Raw genomic sequence first — 21,485 nt, 5'->3', positions numbered from 1 at the left:
GATCCTGCCTCGCGTCCTTGCTGAAATCGACCCCGTGTCTTGCAGGAGGAGACGCCCGGTCCGGCGTTGGAGTTCCAAAATAAATCCGCCTTGCCGCCATCACCGACGATCCTTCACGCGCTGCATTTACCTAAAACGGACTTGAATCGATCACCCATGTCTGGCCCCCGCGCCGACTCCACGCATCGATCGTCCGGTCATTTTCGAAGGAACCGTTCTTCCGTAATGGGTGTCCTTATCCTCGACGCCATCCCAAGGCGACGGAACCGGATGCCGCGGGTCCGGTGCAGCAAGGAGAAGTTCATGAGTGATGATAGGACCGAAGGGTCGATGAAGAAGATGGAAGGCGAGGTCAAGGAAGGAGCCGGCAACCTGACCGGAGACAGCAAGCTCCAGTCCGAGGGCAAGGCGGACAAGGCGGAAGGCAAGATCCGGAAAGCCGTCGGCGGCATCAAGGATGCCTTGACCGGCAAGAACGACGCCGGCCGCTAAGCCAAGCCAGGATATCATGCCGGAGCGCGATCCCCCGGATCGGGCTTGGGTCAATGGAAATACAGGAGCCCTTTAAATGCTTAAGTTCATCGGCGGCACGGTAGGTGTCATTTTCCTTATCGGCCTGCTGGTCGTGATCGGCCTTCTGGCCCTGATATTCTAGTGCTGCTGCACAATGGTTCTGACAAGTCCTGTGGAGCGAACGCCGACACCCTGCGTCAACGCTCCGGCCACACCGTCGGCGTCGGCCTCCGGCCGAGGCCGATCTGCGGTGAATTGATCGAAGCCACCGTGCCGGGCCACTAGAGCGGTACCCGATCAGGTTGAACCGCTCCGGTTCGACGCAGGGCGGAGGTGACGCGGGTTGAAGATCGTAGGTTGCGCCCACGGCGCAACGCATCTGATCGGCTGACCCGGGCGGATCGGCCTGATCGGGCACGGCTCCAGTCCGCCGGACGAAGGCCGGGAACGGCGCGGTGGCTTCGATCGAGGCTTCCAAATACATCCTGAGGAAAGTCTTTGCAAAAATCAAAAATATCCATGAATTCGTTGAACACTATAAAATATATGCTGTGATATTTTTCGGAACCGACGGCGTCGGCGTGCTGTTAGAATGGAGGCAATCGGGTAATCATCTGAATAGATCCCGAATGGAGTTCTTGAAAAATCAAGAATTCCACACATCAATCTAGGAGAAACCGATGAAGAACATTCTAACCGTGACGAGCGCTGTTGCATTACTCGCGCTCGGAACCCCGGCGCTGGCGCAACAGCAGAATGCCCAGCCGGCAGGTGGCAACCAGAACTCCGCTGCGGGAACCGACGTCCAGGTCCAGCAGCCCGCCCCTGAGGTGACTGTCCAGCAGCCGGCGCCGGAAGTCACGGTCGAGCGCCCCGCTCCGGAGGTGACGGTTCAGCAGCCGGAGCCCAACGTCACGGTTCAGCAGGCCGAGCCGAACGTGAATGTCGAGCAGGCGGAGCCGAATGTCACCGTCGAACGGGCCGGCGAACCGAATGTCGATGTCGTCCGCCCGGGCCAGCAGAACGCGCCGGAGCAGCAAGGTTCCCAGGAAGCGGTGCAGGATACGGGCCAGGAAGCCGGCCGCGCCGGTGGTGACGGGGAGGGAGTCCAGACCCCGACGGCCGGCATGGCGCCCACGGGCCCGGCCGCGGAGCCAAGGCTGATGGGCGATCAGGTCTCGGGAATGATCGGGACCAATGCCGTCACGGCGAACGATGAGAATGTCGGCGAGATCGAGAACCTCCTGATCGGCGCCGACGGCCAGGTGGAAGCGGCGATCATCGAGTGGGGCGGCTTCCTGGGCATCGGTTCCCGGACCGCCGCGGTTCCTTGGAGCGAGCTGCGCCTGAACGAAGCGGGCGACAGGGTGGTCATCGACATGACCCGCGACGAAATGGAAGCGCTGCCGGCCTACGACGGTGATCCGGCCTCGGTCGCCGGCATCGATGCCGACGCGACGCCGGTCCGGTAGCACGGGATCCGGGGAACTCGCATTCCCCGTGAAGCTCTTCGGGGCCAAGGGGCGGACGCTTCCCAGGGAGCGCCCGCCCCTTGGCATGCGTTTTCCGCGCTGCCCGTGCGGCGCTCCGGCAGTCTGGGCGGCTCCGGGGAAACCTGATCGGAAACTTAAGAGGATGGTGGGCGCGACAGGGATTGAACCTGTGACCCCTCCCGTGTGAAGGGAGTGCTCTCCCGCTGAGCTACGCGCCCGCCTGTGCGGCGGAGGCCCTATTTATTGGGGACGAAAGGCTATGTCAAGCATCGGAAATGCCGGAGGCGAAATTGCATGGACGATGCCGCGCCCTACATGGGTTGGGCATGTTCGATCCACGGAAGGTCTTCGGCGCCATGCCGACATCATTGCGATCCATCCCGGCCGTCTTCCTGGTCGGCGGAGCCGTCGCGGCGCTGGCCCCTGCGGCAGCGGCGGCGGAGAAGGTCCGGCTCGGCTACGCGGTCTATGCCGGAGGCTTCGAGATCCTCCAGGCGTCGATCCTGCTGGATGTCGGGCGCGACGATTACGAGGTCGAGGTCAGCGCCGAGACCCAGGGGCTGATCGGCACCTTCTTTCCCTGGCGGAACCTGTCGCGCTCCGCCGGGCTCATCCGGGAAGGGGAGGCGGAGCCCCGGTCGCACCGGCAGAGCGGAACCTGGCGGGGTCGGGAGCGGGCGGTCAGCCTGGATTACGACGGTAGCGGCGGCGTCACCGCCGACGTCCGGCCGCCGGACGATCCGGCCGAGCGCGATCCCGTGCCGCCGGAGATGGTGCCGGGAACCACCGATCCCCTGTCGGCCGTGCTCTCCGTGGCGACCGGCGTCGCTTCAGGGCGGGGCTGTACCGGGACCGTCCCGGTGTTCGACGGCCGCCGCCGCTACGACTTGAACTTCCGCACGGTCGGGAACCGCCAGCTGTTCGCCAACGACTATTCGGTCTTCAGCGGCCCCGCGGTCCATTGCGAAGTCACCTCGACGGTGCTGGCCGGCCAATGGAAGCAGGACGGCGTGATAACCGATCGGGAGAAACGGGCGCCCATCGCGCTGATGCTGGCGCCCGTGGTCGAGGGACTGCCGCCGGTCCCGGTCCGCCTGGAGGGCGAGAGCCGGTTCGGCGACGTCATCATGCATCTCACCTCGGCCGACACCGTGCCTTAGCGACGCCAGGCCTCAGTGATACCCGGCATCCTCCCCGATCTTCCCGCGGAAGACGTAGTAGGAATAGATCGTGTAGACGACGATCGTCGGGATCAGGAAGGCCATGCCGACCAGCAGGAATTCCTGCGTTTCCGGCGGCGAGGCCGCGTCCCAGATGCTGATGTTCGGCGGGATCACGTTCGGCCACAGGCTGACGGCCAGCCCGGCGAAGGACAGGATGAACAGCCCCATCGACAGGACGAACGGCTGGACCTCGTGCCGCTTGTTGATCGCCCGCCAGAACAGCAGCGCCAGGGCCGCGGTCAGGATCGGCACCGGCGACAGGTAGAGGATGTTGGGCCAGGAGAACCAGCGGTCCGCGATGGTCTGGTTCGCCAGCGGCGTCCAGATGCTGACCAGCCCGATGAACCCGATCACGGCCAGGAACAGCGGCTTGGACAGCTTGTACGCCCATTCCTGGAGCGACCCCTCCGTCCGCCAGATCAGCCAGGTGCAGCCCAGCAGGGCGTAGCCCGCCACCAGCGCCGCGCCGGTCAGCAGGCTGAAGATCGAGAACCAGTCGAAGTTGCCGCCCACGTAGGCGCGGTTCTCCACGTCGAATCCCTGGATGAAGGCGCCCAGCGCCATGCCCTGCACGAAGGTGGCGACCAGCGATCCGAAGTGGAAGCTGGAGTCCCACAGGTACCGGCTGCTCTTCGCCTTGAAGCGGAATTCGAACGCGACCCCGCGGAAGATCAGGGCGATCAGCATGGCCAGCAGCGGCAGGTACAGCGCCGGCAGGATCACCGCATAGGCCAGGGGGAACGCCGCGAACAGGCCGGCGCCGCCCAGGATCAGCCAGGTCTCGTTGAAGTCCCAGACCGGGGCCACCGTGTTCATCATGACGTCCCGGTCGGTGTCGCGCCCGGCGAAGGGGAACAGGATGCCCAGTCCCAGGTCGAAGCCGTCCATCAGGACGTACATGATGATCGCGAAGGCGACGATGCCGGTCCAGATCAGGGTGAGGTCCTGCCACCATTCCATGTCGCTTACTCCGCCGGTTCGATTCGTTCGTCAGGCACCGACATCGGCCGCTTCGGGCGTCCGGCTTCCTGTCGGGCCTGGTGGGTGGTTTCCTCGTGGCGCGGATGCGGGCCGATCTGCAGCAGGCGCAGGATGTAGTAGGTTCCGGCCGTGAAGATCAGCGCATAGGTTACCAGGAAGGTCGTAAGCGACGTCAGCGCGGCGCCGGTGGTCAGCGACGGGGTGACGCCGTCGGCGGTCCGCACCAGTCCCTGGACCATCCAGGGCTGGCGCCCGATCTCCGTGGTGAACCAGCCGGCCAGGATCGCGACGAAGCCGGCGGGGGTCATGGCCACGCAGATCCAGTGGAACCAGGGCGAGTCGTAGAGACGCCGCCGCCAGCTCAGGAAGACGAAGCCGAGCGCCACGAACAGCATCAGGAAGCCGATGCCGACCATGATGCGGAAGGTCCAGAACACGATCGGAACATAGGGCCGGTCTTCCGGCGCGAACTGCTTCAGCCCGGGCACCTCGCCTTCCAACTCGTGCGTCAGGATCAGGCTCGACAGGAAGGGAATTGCGATCTCGTAGTGGTTCTCCTCGGCTTCCATGTCGGGCCAGGCGAACAGGATCAGCGGCGCTCCGGCCCCGCCCTCCCAATGGCCCTCCATCGCGGCGATCTTGGCGGGCTGCACCTCCAGCGTCTTCAGGCCGTGAAGGTCGCCCAGCAGGATCTGCAGCGGCGCCAGGATGGCGATCAGGCCCAGCGACATGCCGAAGCTGATCCGGGTATATTCCGCGAAGCGGCCCTTCAGGATGTACCAGGCGCTGATCCCGGCGATCACGAAGGACGTTGTCAGGAACGCGGCCGTCACCATGTGGGCGAGGCGGTACGGGAAGGACGGGTTGAACACCACCTCCCACCAGCTCGTCACGAAGAACCGGCCGTCGCGGATCTCGAACCCGGCCGGGGTATGCAGCCAGCTGTTCGACGACAGGATCCAGAAGGACGAGATGATCGTGCCGATGGCCACCATGCACGCGGCGAAGAAGTGCATCCCGCGCGGCACCTTGCTGCGGCCGAACAGCAGGATGCCGAGGAAGGCCGCCTCCAGGAAGAAGGCGGTGACCACCTCGTACTGGATCAGCGGGCCCAGCACGTTGCCGGTAATGTCGGACCAGCGGCTCCAGTTGGTGCCGAACTGGTACGACATGACGATGCCCGACACCACGCCCATGCCGAAAGAGATGGCGAAGATCTTGGTCCAGAACTCGGACAGCTGGCGGTAAACGTCGCGTCCGGTCTTCAGCCAAAGACCTTCAAGGACCATGATCCAATTCGCAAGACCGATGGTAAAGGCCGGGAAAAGAATATGAAAAGATATGGTGAAAGCAAATTGAATGCGCGACAACATCAACGGATCGATGTCCATTGTCCGCTCCCGTCCTTTGTCCTACGAGCTCCGGAACAGGAACTCTCTGGTTCCGGTCCCGGCACGACCAAGTTTGGAGCTTAGTCGCGCGCTGACCAGTGCGACGACTTGGCATCCCTCTTTCGGTGCATCAATGGGTTCGGGACGGATATGTTGCCGGGGCGGCGCTTGCGAAATCAGCGATCGGCTAACCCGTCCAGTACGGCGGGAAGTTCGGTGAAATGGTCGATGATGGCGTCGGCGCCCATCTCGACCGTGGGGATGTGCGGATAGCCGTAGCTGACCGCGACCACCGGGATGCCGGCGCTCCGGGCCGCGGCGACGTCGTTGTGGTTGTCGCCGACCATGACGGCGGCGCCGTCGGTCACGCCGAGCCGGTCCATGATCCAGGTGACGTGGCCGCCGTCGGGCTTGCGCACCGGCAGCGTGTCGCCCCCGGCGACCGATCCGAAGAAGCGGCCCAGGTCGAGCTGGACCAGGACCTCGCGGGTGACGCGCTCCGGCTTGTTGGTGCAGAGCCCCAGCTTCAGCCCGCGCGCCAGCAGCAGGTCCAGGGTCTCCGGGACGCCGGGAAAGATCGAGTCCGGGGAGGCGGGCTCCTTCTCGTAGAACTCCAGGAAATCGGCGTAGATCGCGGGCGCCCTGTCCGGGTCGAGGCTGGTTCCGGTCGCCTCGAAGACCCGGCGCAGCAGGACCGGGGCGCCGTCGCCGACCATGACGCGGATCTGCTCCACGGTGACAGGGGGGCGGTCGTACTTGTCCAGCAGCTTGTTGACCGCGGCCGTGATGTCGGTCGCGCTGTCGATCAGGGTGCCGTCCAGGTCGAAGATCACGGCTTGTAGTCGAGGCATGCGGCTGTTCCCCAATATCCTTCGGTGATGGTCGTTCCGGCCGGCCCCCTGATCGAGGGCTTTGGCGGAGGCCGGAGGTGTGGCACAAGGAGGTCCGAACCCCCCGTGAACGCGGATCAGACGATAACAGCACCATGACATCGACGCACCATACCCAAACCCGCCGTCCGCTCGCCTGCATCGTCCTCGCGGCCGGCAAGGGCACCCGCATGAAGTCGGAACTGCCGAAAGTGCTGCACAAGGTGGCGGGCCGCTCGATGGTCGGCCACGTGGTCGCCGCGGCATCCGCCCTGGCCCCCGATCGGATCGTCGTCGTGGTCGGGCCGGGAATGGAGGACGTCGCGACCGAGGTGGCGCCCCACGCCACCGTCGTCCAGGAAAGCCAGCTCGGCACCGCCGACGCGGTCATGGCCGCCCGTCCGCTGGTCGAGGGGTTCGACGGGGACGTGCTGGTCGTCTATGGCGACACCCCGCTGGTGACGCCCGCGACGCTCTCGCGGATGACCGAGGCGCGGGACGGCGCCTCCGGCGATCCGGCGGTGGTCGTCCTGGGCATGCGGCCCGACGATCCCGGTGCCTACGGCCGGCTGATCCAGGGCGCCGACGGCGGCCTGGAGGCGATCGTCGAGTATCTCGACGCGACCGAGGACCAGCGCGCGGTGACCCTGTGCAATGCCGGGCTGATGGCGTTCGACGGCCGGCGCCTGTTCGCCCTGCTGGACGCCATCGGCAACGACAACGCCAAGGGGGAGTTCTACCTGACCGACGCGGTCGCGGTCGCGCGGGCCGCCGGGCACGCCTGCCGGGTCGTCGAGGCCTCGGCCGAGGAGGTGGTCGGCGTCAATTCCCGGGCCGAGCTGGCCGCCGTCGAGCGGCTGATGCAGCATCGCCTGCGGGCGGCCGCCATGGCCGGGGGCGCCACGCTGGCGGACCCCGAGACGGTCTATTTCAGCCATGACACGCGGCTCGGCCGCGACGTGACGGTCGGGCAGAACGTCGTTTTCGGCCCCGGCGTCGAGGTCGGCGACCGGGTCGAGATCCGCCCCTTCTGTCACCTGGAAGAGGTGCGCGTGGCGAGCGGCGCCCTGATCGGCCCCTATGCCCGCCTCCGCCCGGGTGCCGACATCGGGCCGGACGTGCATATCGGCAATTTCGTCGAGGTGAAGAACGCCCGCATCGACCAGGGCGCCAAGGTCAACCACCTGACCTATATCGGCGACGCCAGCGTGGGCGCGAAGGCCAATATCGGCGCGGGCACGATCACCTGCAACTATGACGGCTTCTTCAAGAGCCGTACCGAGATCGGGGCCGGCGCCTTCATCGGCTCCAACTCGGCGCTGGTGGCCCCGGTGACGATCGGGGCCGGCGCCATCGTCGGGGCCGGCAGCGTGGTGACCCGGAACGTTCCGGCCGACGCGCTGACGGTGGAGCGGTCCAAGCAGAGCGTCCATGAAGGCTGGGCGGCGGGATTCCGCACCCGCAGGGCGGCGGAGAAGGCCGCCAGGTCGAAGTAGGGAAGGGGGCGGGCCGGCGCTGGAATGTGAGCGCCGCGAAGCCTACAGTACCTTCGATGCAACGGGGACGGACCATGGGCTATCTGGCGCTCGACCGGTACAGGAACATCGAGGCGGACCTGTCGGCCTTCTGCGACCGCTGGAAGGTGGCCGAACTCGCCCTGCTCGACCTTCCGGAGCAGGAGCGCTCGGACCCGGATGCCGAACTGGACGTCCTGGTCACCATGCGGCCGGACGCGGAGTGGACGTTGTTCGACATCGTCCACATGCAGGACGAGCTTTCCGAGATTTTCGGTCGCAGATCGCATTTCTACAGCTGGACGGGATTGGTCGAGTTCGGCAATCGGGAGCGGACGCGGATGTTCCGCGATGCGTCGCACAGCCTCTATGTCGCCCTCTGATCGTCTTGCGCTCGGCCATATCCGAGACGCCTGCGCCTTGATCATGAGCTTCGCCGGTTCGGTCGGAAGTCACGAGTTTCGGGAGGATCGCCGATCGATATCGGCGATCGCCTACCAGCTGATCATCATCGGAGAGGCGACCAAGCGCTTGTCCAGGGCGTTCAGGGATCGGCACGGAGCCATCAACTGGCGGTCGATCGCCGGAACCCGCGACGTGCTGGTCCACGACTTCCGGAATCTGGATGTGATTGTTCTATGGCGCACCGCCCCCTGGCACGTGCCGATACTGGCCCTGGCCGTCTCCGGGATACTCGATCCTCTCCGAGCCCGGGACCGACGGTCCTGGGAGCGGGAACTACCGGCAAGCGGCGCAGCGACCACCTGTGTATTGGCCTGATCGTCCGTTTCAGAGGTTATCACCATATCCCGCTCTATCCGCCGCCGTAATGAACGAACCCAGAAAACTTCGAAGCACCAAGGAGACCACCGATGAGCGCCATGACTGAAACCGCGGCAACGCTCGGCCTCAAGGATGCCGGGCTGCTGCGCGGCCAGTGCTATGTCGACGGTCAGTGGATCGATGCCGACAGCGGCAAGACCATCGACGTCACCAACCCCGCGAACGGCAGGAAGCTCGGCACCGTCCCGGCCATGGGCACGGCCGAGACGCGGCGCGCGATCGAGGCCGCCGGCCGCGCCTATCCCGCGTGGCGCGCCAAGACCGCCAAGGAGCGCGCGAAGATCCTGCGGACCTGGTTCGACCTGATGATGGCGAACCAGGAGGACCTCGCCCGCATCATGACCGCGGAGCAGGGCAAGCCGATCGCCGAGTCGCGCGGCGAGATCGCCTATGCCGCCTCCTTCATCGAGTGGTTCGCCGAGGAGGCGAAGCGGGTCTACGGCGACACCATCCCGGCGCATCTCGCCGGCCGCCGGATCGTCGTGACCAAGGAGCCGGTCGGCGTCTGCGCCGCCATCACCCCGTGGAACTTCCCGGCCGCCATGATCACCCGCAAGGCCGGCCCGGCGCTGGCGGCCGGCGCCCCGATCGTGATCAAGCCGGCGACGGCGACGCCCTATTCGGCCTTCGCCATGGCCGTCCTGGCCGAGCGGGCGGGAGTCCCGGCCGGCATCCTCAGCGTCCTGACCGGTTCCGCCAAGGAGATCGGCGGCGAGATGACGACCAACCCGATCGTGCGCAAGCTGACCTTCACCGGCTCCACCGAGATCGGCAAGCAGTTGATGTCCCAGTGCGCCGGCACCGTGAAGAAGGTCTCGCTAGAGTTGGGCGGCAACGCGCCCTTCATCGTGTTCGACGATGCCGACCTGGACGAGGCGGTCAAGGGCGCCATCGCGTCCAAGTACCGCAACACCGGGCAGACCTGCGTCTGCGCCAACCGGCTGCTGGTTCAGAACGGCATCTACGACGCCTTCGCGGCCAAGCTGGCCGAGGCCGTCAAGGCGCTGAAGGTGGCCGACGGGCTGACCGAGGGTGCCCAGCAGGGTCCGCTGATCGACATGGCGGCGATCGAGAAGGTCGAGGACCATATCCGCGACGCCCTGTCCAAGGGAGCCCGGATCGTCGTCGGCGGCGAGCGCCACCCGCTCGGCGGGACCTTCTTCCAGCCGACCGTCCTGGCCGACGTCACCACCGAGATGAAGGTCACCCGCGAGGAGACCTTCGGGCCGGTGGCTCCGCTGTTCCGCTTCGACACCGAGGAGGAAGCGGTGAGGATGGCGAACGACACCGAGTACGGGCTGGCGGCCTACTTCTACAGCCGCGACGTCGGCCGGGTCTGGAGGGTCGCCGAAGGGCTGGAATACGGCATCGTCGGCATCAACGAGGGCATCATCTCCACCGAGGTGGCACCCTTCGGCGGCATGAAGGAGAGCGGAATCGGCCGGGAGGGATCGAAATACGGCATGGAGGAGTATCTGGAGATCAAGTATCTCTGCATGGGCGGCGTCGAGAACGCCTGATCACGGCTTTTTCCCGGGGACGCGGAGCCGTTCCGTGGCCCCGGAGCGACAATGGGCGGCGTTCCTGGGCGGACCGAACGATTTTGCATGACCGGACACCCCGTTCCGGTCTATTCCAAAAGGTTCGAACCTGTCGCGATGGGGCGTATCCAATATCCATGCGCCACCATCGCGGGACGGTCCCAACAAAGGACGCAAAAGTGCCGCCGCCTAGACACAATCGCCCCTCTTTCCGAAGCCAGAACCGCGCCCCCGGCCTTGATGGCGGCAACCCCGAGAGGGTTCGCGGCGACGCCATGACGAAGCACGCGCGCTATCTGGACTTGGCTCAGGACGCCAAGGCCGCGGGTGACGAGATCACCGCCCAGGGCCACCTGCAATATGCCGAACACTGGTACCGCACCGCCATGGCGGACCGCCGGCCGCCCGAACCGGTCGAGGACTCGGCGGTCGACGACGGACAGCCGATGGATCCGGGGCCTGGAGGCCAGGGTCCGGGCGGTCCGGGCAACATGGATCGGAAGCCGCGCCGGCGCGGCCAGCGCACCGGCCCTCTTCGCCGCCGCCCGCCGCCTCCGGAGGGTTGAAGAACACCGCCATCCCTCCAACTGAGGCCGAACGGCAGCCCGCCTTGCGGGCGGGCTCCCGTTCGAAACATGTTGCGGGGATCCCATGAGACAGTCTTCGACCCTCGTCGCCCTGGCCGGGCTGGCCGCCGGCGGCGCCTTCATGACCGTTCCGGCGGTCGCCCAGCAGCCGGAGCAGCCGCGCTTCGCCCCGGTGACCGGACACCTGAACACGCCGGGCCGCGGCGAATTCAGCCGCGACGTGCTGGACCGGCTCCAGACGCCTCCCGGGTTCGACCTCGACATCTTCGCCGAGGGGCTGGAGAATCCGCGCATGCTGGCGGTTCATTCCGGCGGCACGGTCTTCGTCAGCGAGCGCGAGCCCGGACGGGTCATGGCACTCCGCGACACGGACGGAAACGGGTCGGTCGACAGCATGGACCCGGTCGTCACCGGGCGGCCCTATGTCCACGGCCTCGCGATCCGCGACGACCGGCTCTACATGATGACCAACAAGGAGCTTCTGGTCGCCGACATCCGGCAGGACGGATTGCTGGGAGAGGTGGAGACCCTGGTGGACGGCCTGCCCGACGGCGGGCAGCACCCCAACCGCACGCTCGCCTTCGGTCCGGACGGTCAGCTCTACATATCGATCGGCAGCAGTTGCAACGCCTGCGACGAGCCCGATTCGCGCCATGCCACCGTGATGCGGGGCAATCCGGACGGCAGCGACCTCCAGGTCTTCGCCGAGGGCCTGCGCAACACCGTGGGCTTCGACTGGCATCCGGAGACCGGTGAGCTGTGGGGCCTGGACATGGGGTCCGACTGGCGCGGCGACGACACGCCGCCGGACGAGCTGAACCTGATCGCCGAAGGGAAGCATTACGGCTGGCCCTGGTGCTGGGGCGACGCGCAGGTCGACCTGCACATCCCCGGCGAGCCGGAGGACGCCGAGTCCCGCGAGGCCTTCTGCGAGCAGACGGAAAGCCCGGTCCTGACCTATACCGCCCACGCCTCGCCCCTGATGATGGCGTTCTATACCGGCGACCAGTTCCCGGAGGAATACCGCGGCGACGCCTTCGTCACGTTCCGCGGATCCTGGAACCGCAATCCGCCGTCCGGCTACAAGGTTTCGCGCCTGCGCTTCGAGGATGGACGCCCCGCCGGGTTCGAGGATCTGGTGACCGGCTTCCTGTCCGAGGATGGGCAGACCCACTATGCCCGGCTGGCCGGCATCGCCCAGGCGCTCGACGGTTCGCTGCTGTTCACCGACGACACCAACGGCGTGATTTACCGGCTGAGCTATTCCGGCGATGCCACGGCGGCCGACGGGGAGACGCCCCGGTGACCTTCTCGATCGTCGCCCGCTGCCCCCGCAGCGGTGAGGTGGGCATCGCGGCCATCACCGGGATGCCCGGCGTCGGCAAGCTGCTGACGCACGCCGCGCCCGGCGTCGGCGCGGTGGCCACCCAGGGCTGGCTCAATCCCTACCTGGGGCTGGACGGGCTGGCCCTGCTCCGCGGCGGCCGGCATGACGCCCGGCAGGCGCTGGATGAGGTCATCGCCAGGGACGAGGACCGGGATTTCCGCCAGGTCGCGGTGATCGACGGGGCGGGGGCCACCGCCGTCTGGACCGGGACGAAATGCGCCGACCATGCCGGCAGCCTGGAGGGCGATGGGTTCTCGGTCCAGGGCAACCTGCTCACCGGTCCGGACACCCTCCGGGCCTGTGCCGAGGCTTTCGAAGCCCACCGCGATGCCGACCTGGCCGTACGCCTGCTCCATGGCATCGAGGCGGGGGAGCGGGCCGGCGGCGACCGGCGGGGCGGCCAGTCCGCGACGATCTACGTCTTCGCGACCGAGGAGTATCCCCTGTGGGACATCCGCATCGATTTCCATCGCGAGCCGCTGAAGGAGCTCCGCAAGGTCTTCGACTGGTTCGCCGCGGAACTCGTCCCCCAGATACGCGACATGCCGCGGCGCGACAACTCGCACGGCCGCCAGAGCCACCGGGGCCATGAGGGTCTGAGCTAGGCTCAGGGAACGTCGTCGACCGCGACCAGGATGCCGACGCAGCGGTTGAGCGGTTCGGAGACGCCGTCGGTCGTCGGCATCGGCACCTTGGTCTCGCCCATGCCGACGGTCTCGATCAGCCCGCCCGGAACGCCGGCCTGTTCCAGCAGCTTGGCGACCGATCCGGCGCGCGCGAGGGCGAGCTCCTGGTTGAAGGCGGTCGGGCCGACCGTGTCGGTATAGCCGACGACCTTGATCGACCGGACCCGCAGGTCCGAGATGAATCGGCTGGCCGTCAGGGTCTTGCGCTCGCCGCCGGGGGTCAGGCTGGCGCTCCCCGGGTTGAAATGGACCTCCTGGATCTTGAACAGCATCTGGCTCAGGTCCGGGTGGGCGTCGGCGCGCGCCCGGGTCGGCACCACCGAGGCGTCGGACGGCAGCCGCTCGGCCGGGGCCACCGCGGCCACCTGCCGGATCGGAGCGTCAGCCGTCGCCGGGCCTGCCGGGGGCTTGCGCGCGGGCGGGGGCGCCGCCTCGTCCCGCCGGGCGGCGGCCGACGCCCGCTCGGGCTTGCGCGGCGGCACGGCCGCCGCCGTCTCGGGCGTCGGCTGGCCGGCGGCGGGCTTGGTCGGCGGCACCTTTGCCTCGGGGGCGCTTCTCGACGGCGGCGAACCGGCGGCCGGGTCCTCGGGCGTTCCCGCCGAAACCTCGGGCTGCGGATCCGGGACGGGATCGGGCGCGGGAACTGCCTCGGGCGCGGGAACTGCCTCGGGCGCGGGAACTGCCTCGGGCGGGGGTTCTGAACCGGGTGCCGGTTCGGCAAGGGCGGTCCGCGCCTCCTCGCCGTCGTCCGCCTCCATCGGCGGGATCGACTCCCCGCCGGCGGCAGGCCCGTCGCCCGTCCGTCCCGCGACCGGAGCCGGCTGGTCGGCCGTTTCCGTCCCGTCCCCCGTTTCGGCAGTGGTCTCCGGCTCGGCGGGGGGCGCTTCGGCCTCTTCCGGCGCCGGTTCCGGAGCCTCGGCCGCCGGTTCCCGCGATGTGCTTTCCGGTTGGTTCTCCGTGATCGAGTCCTGCGGTCCGGCGGAGCTTTCCTTGTTTTCCTGCTCCCCGTCGCACGCCGCCAGGGCGAAGGTGAGCATAAGACCAATCAAGCAGGCGTTACGCTGCTTCCTCCACGAATTCATTGTCAGGCCCCGTTCCCCGAAATTCTGCGAACGGACCGTAGCCAGCGGATTCGATGTTTCGCCTGTGGCAATTCGCGGACGCAGGCACCTTGTGGCCACAGTGTGTCGCTGCATGCACAGTTCTTCTATGCTCGTCTCGACGGATGGCCTGCCCTAATCCTTCTGTGCGGATTACACATGACGCCTTTTGAGGTCGCGCACCAGGAAACGCGCCGGATGGAGTGCCGCCATGAGGACACCCGCCGGGTCGGCCGCGACAGGCCAGGGGCCGCCGCAGATCTGCGCCGCCAGCAATTCGCCTGCCAAAGGGGCGGTGACCAGTCCGCGGGCCCCGAGTCCCGCCATGACCCAGAGGCCGGGATGATGCACCGCGCCGGGAAAGCTCCGCTCCGGGCGTCCCTGTCTCAGGCCGGCGAAATCATCGACGAAGCGGTCCCGGTCCACCACCGGGCCGACCAGCGGAAGATGGTCGGCGGTCATGGCCCGCAGCGAGGCCCGGCCCTTCGGCGTCTCCGCCCCCTCGAACAGCCCGGGAAACAGGACGTCGGCTTCCGCGAGGTTGCGGGCGTCGTCGGCGGAGTCCGGTTCCTGGGCCGGCGCCGGTACCCGGTCCCCGACCCAGTCGAAGGTGGCTCCGACCAGATGCCCGCCTCGCCGCGCGGGGAGGATATAGCCGCCGTGGCTGATCACGCAGCGCAGGGGGGCGCTGCGCGGGGTGGCCGGCACGACGGTGATCTGGCCTCGGCGCGGCGACAGGGGCAGCCAGGCGGATCGCGGGAAGGCGCGGGCATCCAGGCCGTTCGCCAGCACCACCGCGTCGGCGGGCTCCAGGGCGGTGCCGTCGGCGCCCGTCGCGTGCCAGAGGCGTCCGTCATGGGCGAGTTCCGCTATCCCGGTGTCCAGCCGTACGGAGGCGGTCCCGTCGAGCAGCGCCCGCGCGAAGGAGGCCGGATCGACCCAGCCGGCCTCGGGAAACCACAGCGCGCCGTACCGGACCGGTATGCCGGCAAGCTCGCTCGCCTCGCCGGGTCCGACCGCCCGCACCATGCCCGCAGGCAGGACCGGTGCCCGCAACGCCGCTTCATGGCGTTCGGCCTGCCGGTCGTCCGTGGCGAGCTGGAGCACTCCGCAGGCGGAGCGGTCGACCGCCGGCCCCAGCCTTGCCAACTCGCGAAGGCCGTGGAGATAGGCTTCCGCATGGAACGTCCGTTCGGGCGAGCGGCCGGCGACCAGCCGCGGCATATGGATGCCGGCCGGGTTGCCCGACGCTTCCGGGGCGATCCGGCCGTGCCGTTCCGCCAGCGTGACCCGCCACCCACGCCGTGCCAGCGCCGAGGCGGCCGCCGCGCCGGCGATGCCGCCTCCCACCACCAGCGCCCGGCCGGGCGCCGCTGCCGGGCGCGGAGGCCTGAACCAGGGTGGAACTCCGGTCATTCCGGGCGGCGCAGGGTGACCTGTCGGCCGAACGCGCGGAATCCGCGCGGGGTGGCGCCTTCGGCGAGGCTGCGCACCATGCCGTCGGGGTCGTCCACGATGAAACCCGCCAGGATCTCGACGCCGTAGCTGAACAGCCGAGGCGTCAGCGGCGTCCCGGGACCGGCGAGCGCCACCCGCGACCCGCGGGCGAGGTCGAGCAGGCGGGGCAGGGACCGGTTCGCCAGCGTCGAGGCGGTGATGACCGCCGCGGCGCAGCCGGGCAGCAGGAAGTCCGCCGCGGCGGCGGGATACTCGCCGGCGGCGGGCAGGGCGTCGATCACGAGCGCATGGGGCATGCGGCGGGCGATGTCCGGGAAGGCGCCGACGCAGATCACGCGGCCTTCCTCGGCGGCGAAGGCGTCCAACCCGTTGCCGCCGTCCACCTGGAGGTCGGGCCTGTTGTAGTGGGCGTTCAGCGAGGCCAGGCCCACGGCGGCCTCGAACAGGTCGGTCGATTGCACCAGCCCGGCGAGGTCCCGCAATCCCCGTTCCGCATAGGCTTCGAGCGGCCGCCCCGCCTGGTCGGCCCCGCGCGGCAGCCGCGCCAGGCCGCAGGCATCCGGTCCCTCGACCAGCAGCCAGTGGGCGCTGCGGGCGATGCGGCCGACCGGCCCGTCCCGCACGCCGAGCAGGAGGTCGTGGTAAAGCCGCTGGCCGCCCCACCATTCCCACAGCGCCGCCGCGTCGGGGCGCAGAAGGTCGCAGTGGCCGCCGCAGAATTCCAGCCATTCGCCGACCAGCCGCCCGGCGACCGAGGTCAGTACCGGCAGCCCCTCGGCCATGGCCCACAGCAACTCGTCGGCGAGCCCGCCGCCGTCCTTCTCGAGCGCGCCGAACTTGTTGACGACGACGAGGTCGGGCTTGCCGTCCAGGGCCGAGCGCAGCCGGGATCCCGCCTCGGCGATCCCGGCCGGATCGACCCGGCACGAGGTCGAGCCCGCGCCGAGTTCCTGGGAGATGCGGATGGCCTCGCCGCTGGCCATGTCGACCAGTTCCATGGCGCACGCGCAGGCATCGCCGGCATCCAGGTTCCTCTGGATCAGGCCGGCGACCCTGAAGCCGCGGCTTTGCAACTCGCCGGCGAAGTCGCCCAGCAGCGTGTCCGTCATGGCCCTCGGGCCATGGATGACGGCACCGGGCTTCAGTGCCGGCATCGTGACTGGCACCATGTCCAACCTCCCGCCTGTCTAGAACCGCTCCGGGGGAGCGGCGCGGGAGTGTAGGTCATGGCGGCGGCGGTGTCACCGGCTGCGCCGACGCACCGCCTGCAGGCACTGCCTCTCTTACATCTGTTCCTTCTGCGCGCCGGACGACGGCCGCGCGGGTCCCAGGACCGGCTCGTCGCCGAGCGGGGCGGCCTGCACCGCGGAGAACTGGCCCTTGCCGTCGAGCGACGGTCCCTGGGTGAAACGGCCGGCCGGCGGCGGCGTCCCGTCCTTGTCCGTGCCGAAGAAGGAATAGCTGAATTCCTGCTTCTCCAGGCTCTGGTCGAAGCTGTTCGGAATCGGCAGCGCCGCGGAGCCCCCCAGTTCCTCGATGACCGCCAGCCACTGCTGCTGGTGCATGGTGTCGCGGGCGATCAGGAAGCTCAGCATGTCCTTCATGCCGGGATCGTGCGCCGCGTTGTAGAGCCTGACCGCCAGGGTCCGGCCGGTCGCCTCGGCCGTGACGTTGGCGAACATGTCGCCGGCCAGGTTGCCGCTGGCATAGACGTGCGAGCAGTCGAACGGGGCGCCGTCGGAGTTGCCGGGGAAGGCGGCGAGGCCGGTCGACAGCAGGTGCTTGTGGAGCATGCCCTCGACCATGTGGCGCGGGCGTTCGCCGCCCATGACGGCGTTGACCACGGGGTTCGACTCCGAAGCCGTCTCCTGAAGCGACAGCGGGGCCGATTCCAGGTTCAAGGCCACGGCGGTCGCCAGCATCTCGATATGGCCGATCTCCTCGGTCGCGGTATGCAGCAGCATGTCGCGGTACTTGGTGGTCGGGCCGCGGGCTCCCCAGGCTTGGAAGAAATACTGCAGGCAGACCCGGATCTCGCCTTCGATGCCGCCGATGGCTTGCTGGAGCTGGCGCGCGAACAGCGGATCGGGCGTCTCGACGCGGACCGGATACTGAAGCCGCTTGTCGTGATAGTACATGGGAGGAACCTCCGTCCTTTCGGGAAGACGTTTCCGGCAACAGGACGGAGGCTCGACCGTCTTCGACAAAATCGCCGCTAACCCCTTTGCGTGCGATTTAGTCTCATTCAAGTCAGGCTGGCGATGCGGGAGGGACGGGCCGGCTTCAGCCGGCGCGCAGGCTGTTCGGCGCGGTGTGGATCATCACGTTGCCGACGTCGGCCAGCACCTCCTTCAGGCGGGCCACCATCTTCAGGCCGTCGGCTTCCATGGTGGCGACGGCGCAGACGACCAGTCGGTCCTGCGCGCCGCCCTCGATCAGGATATGGTCGGCGTGATAGACGCCCGGGCTCTGGGCGATCAGCCCGCTGCCCTTCAATCGGCTGTTCAGTTCGTCGAAGGTAAGGGTGGCGGGTCCGGCGGCGGTTTCGGTTCTGCTCATGGCGTGCCTTGTGCTCCGATCCTCAGAAATACGGCCCGCGGGCGATCCCGACGCAGCCGGTGGATGGATGATAGTGCGTTGCAGCAAAACCGTGGGATGAGCTTTCGCAGGTAAGCGTGACCTTTGGCGGGATCCATCCGGGCTACGTCGCAATCCCGCCATCCTTTTTCACCGGCGCGGCAAGGCGCCTCACTCCGCCGGGGCGGGGGACTCCGGCCGGCGGGGCTGGCCGCGGACGCGGCGGGTCGTCCATTCCCGCATGCCCTGGATCACGACGTAGAGCATGGGTATGACGAACAGGCCCAGGCTCGATGCCGCGATCATGCCGCCGAACACCGCCGTGGAGACGCCGCGCCGGCTCGCCGCGGCGGCGCCGACGGCGGTCACGAGCGGGATCAGGCCGAAGATGAAGGCGAGGCTGGTCATGATCACCGCCCGGAAGCGGAGCCGCGCCCCTTCCCGGGCGGCGTCCCGGATCGAGGCGCCGGCCTCGCGCTGCTCCTTGGCGAACTCGACGATCAGGATAGCGTTCTTGCTGGCGAGCGCGATCAGCACCACGATGCCGATCTGGGCATAGACGTCGTTCGCCAGCCCCGTCGCCATCAGCGCCAGCATGGCGCCGCACAAGCCGACCGAGACCGAGAGGAGGACCGCGATCGGGATCGTCCAGCTCTCGTACAGCGCCACCAGGAACAGGTAGGCGAACAGGACGGCCAGCGCCAGGATGATGGGCGTCTGTCCCGCCGCTTCCTGCTCCTGGAGCGAGATGCCCGACCAGGCGAAGGAGAAGCCCGGCGGCAGGGTATTGTCCGCGACCGACGCCATGGCGGACAGCGCGCCGCCGGAGCTGTATCCCGGCGCCGGCGATCCCTGGATGGCGACGCTGCGGTAGTTGTTGTAACGGTTGATCGCCTGCGGCCCCAGCTGGAACCGGACCGAGGCGAGGCTGCGGAGCGGCACCATGGCCCCGTCGGCGCTTCGGACATGGATGCGCCAGAGGTCTTCCACCTGGTCGCGGTCCTTCGCCTCGGCCTGGACATTGACCTGCCAGGTGCGTCCGAACCGGTTGAAGTCGTTGACGTAGAAGCCGCCCAGCGTGGTCTGGAGCGCGTTGTAGACGTCGCTGACCTGGACCCCCAGCGCCTGCGCCTTCTCCCGGTCGACCTCGACGAACAGGCGGCGGGTATCCACCCGGTAGGTCGTGAAGACCTGGGCCAGGGCGGGATCCTGGTTGGCCGCGACCACCAGCCCGCCGGCGGCCGCCGCCAGCTGGGCCGGCTCGCCGCCGGTCAGGTCCTGGAGCCGGAAGTCGAACCCGGCGGTGTTGCCGAGGCCCGAGATCGGCGGCAGGTTGAAGGCCAGGATCTGGGCGTTGGGCACGGTCGCCGTGCGCTGCCGGATCTGGGCCAGCACGTCGAAGGCGGTGGTCCCCGCCTCGGTCCGCTCCTCGAACGGGTCGAGCAGCACCACCATGAAGGCGGCGTTGCCGGCCTGGAGGCTGTCCAGAAGGCTGAAGCCCGCCACCGCGGTGACGCTGCGCACGCCGGGGATGTCGCGGACGAGCCCTTCCACGTCGCGCACCACGACCTGCGTGCGGTTGAGCGCCGCGTTCTGCGGCAGCCGCAGTTCCATGAACAGGGCGCCCTGGTCCTCGTCCGGCAGGAATCCCGCGGGCACGATGGTGGAAAGGCCGAAATAGCCGCCGAACGCCGCCGCGACCACGACCAGCGACAGGATCGCCATCCGCACCAGCCGGTTGACCAGGCGGGAATAGCCGTTCCGGACATTGTCGATGCGGTCCTGGATCCAGCCCATGACCCGGCCGTGCTTCTCGTGCGGCTTCAGCAGCAGCGCGCAGAGGGCCGGGCTGAGGGTCAGGGCGTTGACCGCCGACAGCAGCATCGCGACCGAGACGGTCAGCGCGAACTGGGCGTAGAGCGAGCCGGTGATGCCGGGGATGAAGCCCACGGGGATGAAGACGGACAGCAGGACCAGCGTGATCGCGATGATCGCCGGGGTGATCTGGCCCATCGCCTTTCGGGTCGCCTCCGGCGCCGGCAGGTTCTCGTCGCGCATCACGCGCTCGACGTTCTCCACCACCACGATCGCGTCGTCCACCACGATGCCGATCGCCAGCACCATGGCGAACAGGGAGATCGTGTTCGCCGATTGGCCGAACAGCAGCAGGAACGCGAAGGTGCCGATCAGGGCCACCGGCACCGCCAGCATGGGGATGATCGTCGCCCGCCAGTTGCCCAGGAACACGAAGACGACCACCAGGACCAGCACGAAGGCCTCGACCAGCGTGGTGACCACCTCCTCGATGGAGGCGGTCACGAATACGGTGGTGTCGTAGGTCACCTCGTAGAGGACGCCCTCGGGAAAGCGCTCCTTCAGCCGGTCCAGCACCCGCAGCACCTCCTGGGCGGTGGTGACGGCGTTGGCCCCCGGCGCCTGGTAGATGCCGAGCACGGCCGCCGGCCGGCCGTTGGAGGTTCCGGCGGAGGAGTAGGAGCGGGCCGCCAGCTCGACCCGCGCCACGTCGCTGAGCCGCAGCAGCGATCCGTCCGCGTCGGCCCGGAGGACGATGTTCTCGAACTGCGCGACGTCGGTGAGCCGGCCCGCCGCCTGGAGCGAGAATTCCAGCTGCTGTCCGTTCGGCTGCGGCTGGGCGCCGAGCTGCCCGACCGCGGCCTGGACGTTCTGGGACCGGATCGCGGCGACCACGTCGTTGGGCGACAGGCCGAAGCTGGTCAGGCGGTCCGTCTCCAGCCAGACCCGCATGCTGTAGTCATACTCGCTGAACAGCCGCGCCTCGCCCACGCCGGACACGCGGGAGATCTCGTCCAGCAGGTTTATGCGGGCGTAGTTGTTCAGGAACAGCTCGTCGTACTCGGGCGATTCCGACACCAGGCTGATCAGCTGGAGGAAGGCCGAGGACTGCTGGCGCACCTGGACGCCCTGGCGTGCGACCTCTTCGGGCAGCGACGCCTCGGCCAGGCGCACCCGGTTCTGGACGTTGACCGTGTTGATGTCCGGGTCCGTGCCGACGGCGAAGGTGACGGTCAGCGTGTAGCTGCCGTCGTTGCCGCTGGTCGAACTCATGTAGATCATGTCCTGGACGCCGTTCACCTGGCTCTCGATCGGCTGGGCGATCGTCGCCTCCACCGTCTCGGCGTTGGCGCCGGGATAGAGCGTCGTGACGCTGACCTGGGGCGGCACGATGTCGGGGAACTGCGCCACCGGGATGCGGGTGAGGGCCAGCAGGCCCGCCAGGACGATCACGATGGAGATGACCATCGCCAAGCGGGGCCGGTCGATGAAGACGGAGGAGAGCATG

General features: G+C 68.2%; 20 protein-coding genes and 1 tRNA gene. 11 read left to right on the top strand and 10 right to left on the bottom strand.

All coding sequences use genetic code 11. The annotated features are described in order from the left end of the window. Nucleotides 1-303: 303 nt before the first annotated feature. The 3 genes from IGS68_RS21125 (at nt 304) to IGS68_RS21120 (ending at nt 1,985) form a co-directional block, all read left to right on the top strand. Nucleotides 304-492: a CsbD family protein gene (locus IGS68_RS21125; RefSeq protein ID WP_201073516.1), complete on the top strand. Its 189-nt coding sequence runs from the start codon at nt 304-306 to the stop codon at nt 490-492. Nucleotides 493-568: 76 nt separating this feature from the next. Continuing rightward, entirely contained in the window at nt 569-655 is an 87-nt protein-coding gene (locus IGS68_RS36465) for a small membrane protein YohP (protein WP_152527856.1), read from the top strand. Nucleotides 656-1,193: 538 nt separating this feature from the next. Next, on the top strand, nt 1,194-1,985 hold the full coding sequence (locus IGS68_RS21120) for a PRC-barrel domain-containing protein (protein WP_201073514.1): 792 nt from the start codon (nt 1,194-1,196) through the stop codon (nt 1,983-1,985). Between the two features lie 164 nt (nt 1,986-2,149). Here the strand turns inward: IGS68_RS21120 and IGS68_RS21115 are convergent. Further along, nucleotides 2,150-2,224, bottom strand: a tRNA-Val gene (locus tag IGS68_RS21115). 108 nt (nt 2,225-2,332) lie between these two features. Between IGS68_RS21115 and IGS68_RS21110 the strand changes: the two genes are divergently transcribed. Beyond that, complete coding sequence (locus IGS68_RS21110; protein WP_201073512.1) at nt 2,333-3,166, top strand: DUF3108 domain-containing protein; 834 nt, start codon at nt 2,333-2,335, stop codon at nt 3,164-3,166. Nucleotides 3,167-3,178: 12 nt separating this feature from the next. Here IGS68_RS21110 and cydB read toward each other — a convergent pair whose 3' ends face one another. The 3 genes from cydB to gph all read right to left on the bottom strand — a co-directional run bounded on the left by cydB (nt 3,179) and on the right by gph (nt 6,452). Continuing rightward, nucleotides 3,179-4,189 carry a cytochrome d ubiquinol oxidase subunit II gene (cydB, locus tag IGS68_RS21105; RefSeq protein WP_201073510.1) on the bottom strand — a complete coding sequence of 337 codons (1,011 nt, stop codon included), beginning with the start codon at nt 4,187-4,189 and terminating at the stop codon, nt 3,179-3,181. A 5-nt stretch (nt 4,190-4,194) separates the two neighbouring features. After that, nucleotides 4,195-5,583: a cytochrome ubiquinol oxidase subunit I gene (locus IGS68_RS21100; protein ID WP_247881409.1), complete on the bottom strand. Its 1,389-nt coding sequence runs from the start codon at nt 5,581-5,583 to the stop codon at nt 4,195-4,197. A 194-nt stretch (nt 5,584-5,777) separates the two neighbouring features. Beyond that, entirely contained in the window at nt 5,778-6,452 is a 675-nt protein-coding gene (gene gph / locus IGS68_RS21095; protein WP_201073506.1) for a phosphoglycolate phosphatase, read from the bottom strand. 134 nt (nt 6,453-6,586) lie between these two features. On the opposite strand from gph, the gene glmU reads away from it, so the two are divergent. The 7 genes from glmU (at nt 6,587) to IGS68_RS21060 (ending at nt 12,947) form a co-directional block, all read left to right on the top strand. Next, complete coding sequence (gene glmU, locus IGS68_RS21090) at nt 6,587-7,966, top strand: bifunctional UDP-N-acetylglucosamine diphosphorylase/glucosamine-1-phosphate N-acetyltransferase GlmU (protein WP_201073498.1); 1,380 nt, start codon at nt 6,587-6,589, stop codon at nt 7,964-7,966. A gap of 56 nt (nt 7,967-8,022) precedes the next feature. Continuing rightward, nucleotides 8,023-8,367 carry a hypothetical protein gene (locus tag IGS68_RS21085; protein WP_201073496.1) on the top strand — a complete coding sequence of 115 codons (345 nt, stop codon included), beginning with the start codon at nt 8,023-8,025 and terminating at the stop codon, nt 8,365-8,367. A 43-nt stretch (nt 8,368-8,410) separates the two neighbouring features. Continuing rightward, a complete protein-coding gene (locus tag IGS68_RS21080; RefSeq protein WP_247881408.1) occupies nt 8,411-8,764 on the top strand; it encodes a HepT-like ribonuclease domain-containing protein in 354 nt (117 codons plus the stop codon). A 92-nt stretch (nt 8,765-8,856) separates the two neighbouring features. Then, nucleotides 8,857-10,347 (top strand): NADP-dependent succinate-semialdehyde dehydrogenase, encoded by a 1,491-nt coding sequence (gene gabD, locus IGS68_RS21075; protein ID WP_412766128.1) that lies wholly within the window; start codon nt 8,857-8,859, stop codon nt 10,345-10,347. A 158-nt stretch (nt 10,348-10,505) separates the two neighbouring features. Next, on the top strand, nt 10,506-10,934 hold the full coding sequence (locus tag IGS68_RS21070; protein ID WP_247881007.1) for a DUF4167 domain-containing protein: 429 nt from the start codon (nt 10,506-10,508) through the stop codon (nt 10,932-10,934). Nucleotides 10,935-11,019: 85 nt separating this feature from the next. After that, nucleotides 11,020-12,261 carry a PQQ-dependent sugar dehydrogenase gene (locus IGS68_RS21065; protein ID WP_201073490.1) on the top strand — a complete coding sequence of 414 codons (1,242 nt, stop codon included), beginning with the start codon at nt 11,020-11,022 and terminating at the stop codon, nt 12,259-12,261. After that, nucleotides 12,258-12,947, top strand: a complete 690-nt coding sequence (locus tag IGS68_RS21060) for a DUF1028 domain-containing protein (RefSeq protein WP_201073489.1) — start codon at nt 12,258-12,260, stop codon at nt 12,945-12,947. The genes IGS68_RS21065 and IGS68_RS21060 overlap by 4 nt, the downstream gene beginning before the upstream one ends. A 2-nt stretch (nt 12,948-12,949) precedes the next feature. Here IGS68_RS21060 and IGS68_RS36205 read toward each other — a convergent pair whose 3' ends face one another. From IGS68_RS36205 to IGS68_RS21030, 6 genes are all read right to left on the bottom strand, one after another. Beyond that, complete coding sequence (locus IGS68_RS36205; protein WP_201073487.1) at nt 12,950-14,065, bottom strand: OmpA family protein; 1,116 nt, start codon at nt 14,063-14,065, stop codon at nt 12,950-12,952. Nucleotides 14,066-14,281: 216 nt separating this feature from the next. Beyond that, nucleotides 14,282-15,544, bottom strand: coding sequence for an FAD-dependent 5-carboxymethylaminomethyl-2-thiouridine(34) oxidoreductase MnmC1 (gene mnmC1 / locus IGS68_RS21050; protein ID WP_201073485.1), 1,263 nt, complete (start codon nt 15,542-15,544; stop codon nt 14,282-14,284). Beyond that, complete coding sequence (locus tag IGS68_RS21045; protein WP_247881006.1) at nt 15,541-16,755, bottom strand: DUF2478 domain-containing protein; 1,215 nt, start codon at nt 16,753-16,755, stop codon at nt 15,541-15,543. The genes mnmC1 and IGS68_RS21045 overlap by 4 nt, the downstream gene beginning before the upstream one ends. Before the next feature lie 114 nt (nt 16,756-16,869). Then, nucleotides 16,870-17,724 carry a manganese catalase family protein gene (locus IGS68_RS21040; protein WP_201073481.1) on the bottom strand — a complete coding sequence of 285 codons (855 nt, stop codon included), beginning with the start codon at nt 17,722-17,724 and terminating at the stop codon, nt 16,870-16,872. A 145-nt stretch (nt 17,725-17,869) separates the two neighbouring features. Continuing rightward, a complete protein-coding gene (locus tag IGS68_RS21035; RefSeq protein WP_201073479.1) occupies nt 17,870-18,145 on the bottom strand; it encodes a hypothetical protein in 276 nt (91 codons plus the stop codon). A gap of 189 nt (nt 18,146-18,334) precedes the next feature. Continuing rightward, nucleotides 18,335-21,484, bottom strand: coding sequence for an efflux RND transporter permease subunit (locus IGS68_RS21030; protein WP_201073478.1), 3,150 nt, complete (start codon nt 21,482-21,484; stop codon nt 18,335-18,337). Between the last annotated feature and the right edge of the window lies 1 nt (nt 21,485).

Source organism: Skermanella sp. TT6 (genome assembly GCF_016653635.2).
Taxonomy (GTDB): Bacteria; Pseudomonadota; Alphaproteobacteria; order Azospirillales; family Azospirillaceae; genus Skermanella; species Skermanella cutis.
This window is presented reverse-complemented; position numbering and strand designations above follow the sequence as displayed.

What these genes read in the sequence shown, in the direction of transcription:
- cydB (WP_201073510.1), bottom strand. Translation starts at nt 4,189, where the DNA reads ATGGAATGGTGGCAGGACCTCACCCTGATCTGGACCGGCATCGTCGCC.
- mnmC1 (WP_201073485.1), bottom strand. Translation starts at nt 15,544, where the DNA reads ATGACCGGAGTTCCACCCTGGTTCAGGCCTCCGCGCCCGGCAGCGGCG.
- IGS68_RS21085 (WP_201073496.1), top strand. Translation starts at nt 8,023, where the DNA reads ATGCAACGGGGACGGACCATGGGCTATCTGGCGCTCGACCGGTACAGG.
- IGS68_RS36465 (WP_152527856.1), top strand. Translation starts at nt 569, where the DNA reads ATGCTTAAGTTCATCGGCGGCACGGTAGGTGTCATTTTCCTTATCGGC.
- gabD (WP_412766128.1), top strand. Translation starts at nt 8,857, where the DNA reads ATGAGCGCCATGACTGAAACCGCGGCAACGCTCGGCCTCAAGGATGCC.
- IGS68_RS21120 (WP_201073514.1), top strand. Translation starts at nt 1,194, where the DNA reads ATGAAGAACATTCTAACCGTGACGAGCGCTGTTGCATTACTCGCGCTC.
- IGS68_RS21040 (WP_201073481.1), bottom strand. Translation starts at nt 17,724, where the DNA reads ATGTACTATCACGACAAGCGGCTTCAGTATCCGGTCCGCGTCGAGACG.
- IGS68_RS21030 (WP_201073478.1), bottom strand. Translation starts at nt 21,484, where the DNA reads ATGCTCTCCTCCGTCTTCATCGACCGGCCCCGCTTGGCGATGGTCATC.
- IGS68_RS21070 (WP_247881007.1), top strand. Translation starts at nt 10,506, where the DNA reads ATGCGCCACCATCGCGGGACGGTCCCAACAAAGGACGCAAAAGTGCCG.
- IGS68_RS21035 (WP_201073479.1), bottom strand. Translation starts at nt 18,145, where the DNA reads ATGAGCAGAACCGAAACCGCCGCCGGACCCGCCACCCTTACCTTCGAC.
- IGS68_RS21110 (WP_201073512.1), top strand. Translation starts at nt 2,333, where the DNA reads ATGTTCGATCCACGGAAGGTCTTCGGCGCCATGCCGACATCATTGCGA.
- IGS68_RS21125 (WP_201073516.1), top strand. Translation starts at nt 304, where the DNA reads ATGAGTGATGATAGGACCGAAGGGTCGATGAAGAAGATGGAAGGCGAG.
- IGS68_RS21065 (WP_201073490.1), top strand. Translation starts at nt 11,020, where the DNA reads ATGAGACAGTCTTCGACCCTCGTCGCCCTGGCCGGGCTGGCCGCCGGC.
- IGS68_RS21100 (WP_247881409.1), bottom strand. Translation starts at nt 5,583, where the DNA reads ATGTTGTCGCGCATTCAATTTGCTTTCACCATATCTTTTCATATTCTT.
- IGS68_RS21080 (WP_247881408.1), top strand. Translation starts at nt 8,411, where the DNA reads ATGAGCTTCGCCGGTTCGGTCGGAAGTCACGAGTTTCGGGAGGATCGC.
- gph (WP_201073506.1), bottom strand. Translation starts at nt 6,452, where the DNA reads ATGCCTCGACTACAAGCCGTGATCTTCGACCTGGACGGCACCCTGATC.
- IGS68_RS36205 (WP_201073487.1), bottom strand. Translation starts at nt 14,065, where the DNA reads ATGCTCACCTTCGCCCTGGCGGCGTGCGACGGGGAGCAGGAAAACAAG.
- glmU (WP_201073498.1), top strand. Translation starts at nt 6,587, where the DNA reads ATGACATCGACGCACCATACCCAAACCCGCCGTCCGCTCGCCTGCATC.
- IGS68_RS21045 (WP_247881006.1), bottom strand. Translation starts at nt 16,755, where the DNA reads ATGGTGCCAGTCACGATGCCGGCACTGAAGCCCGGTGCCGTCATCCAT.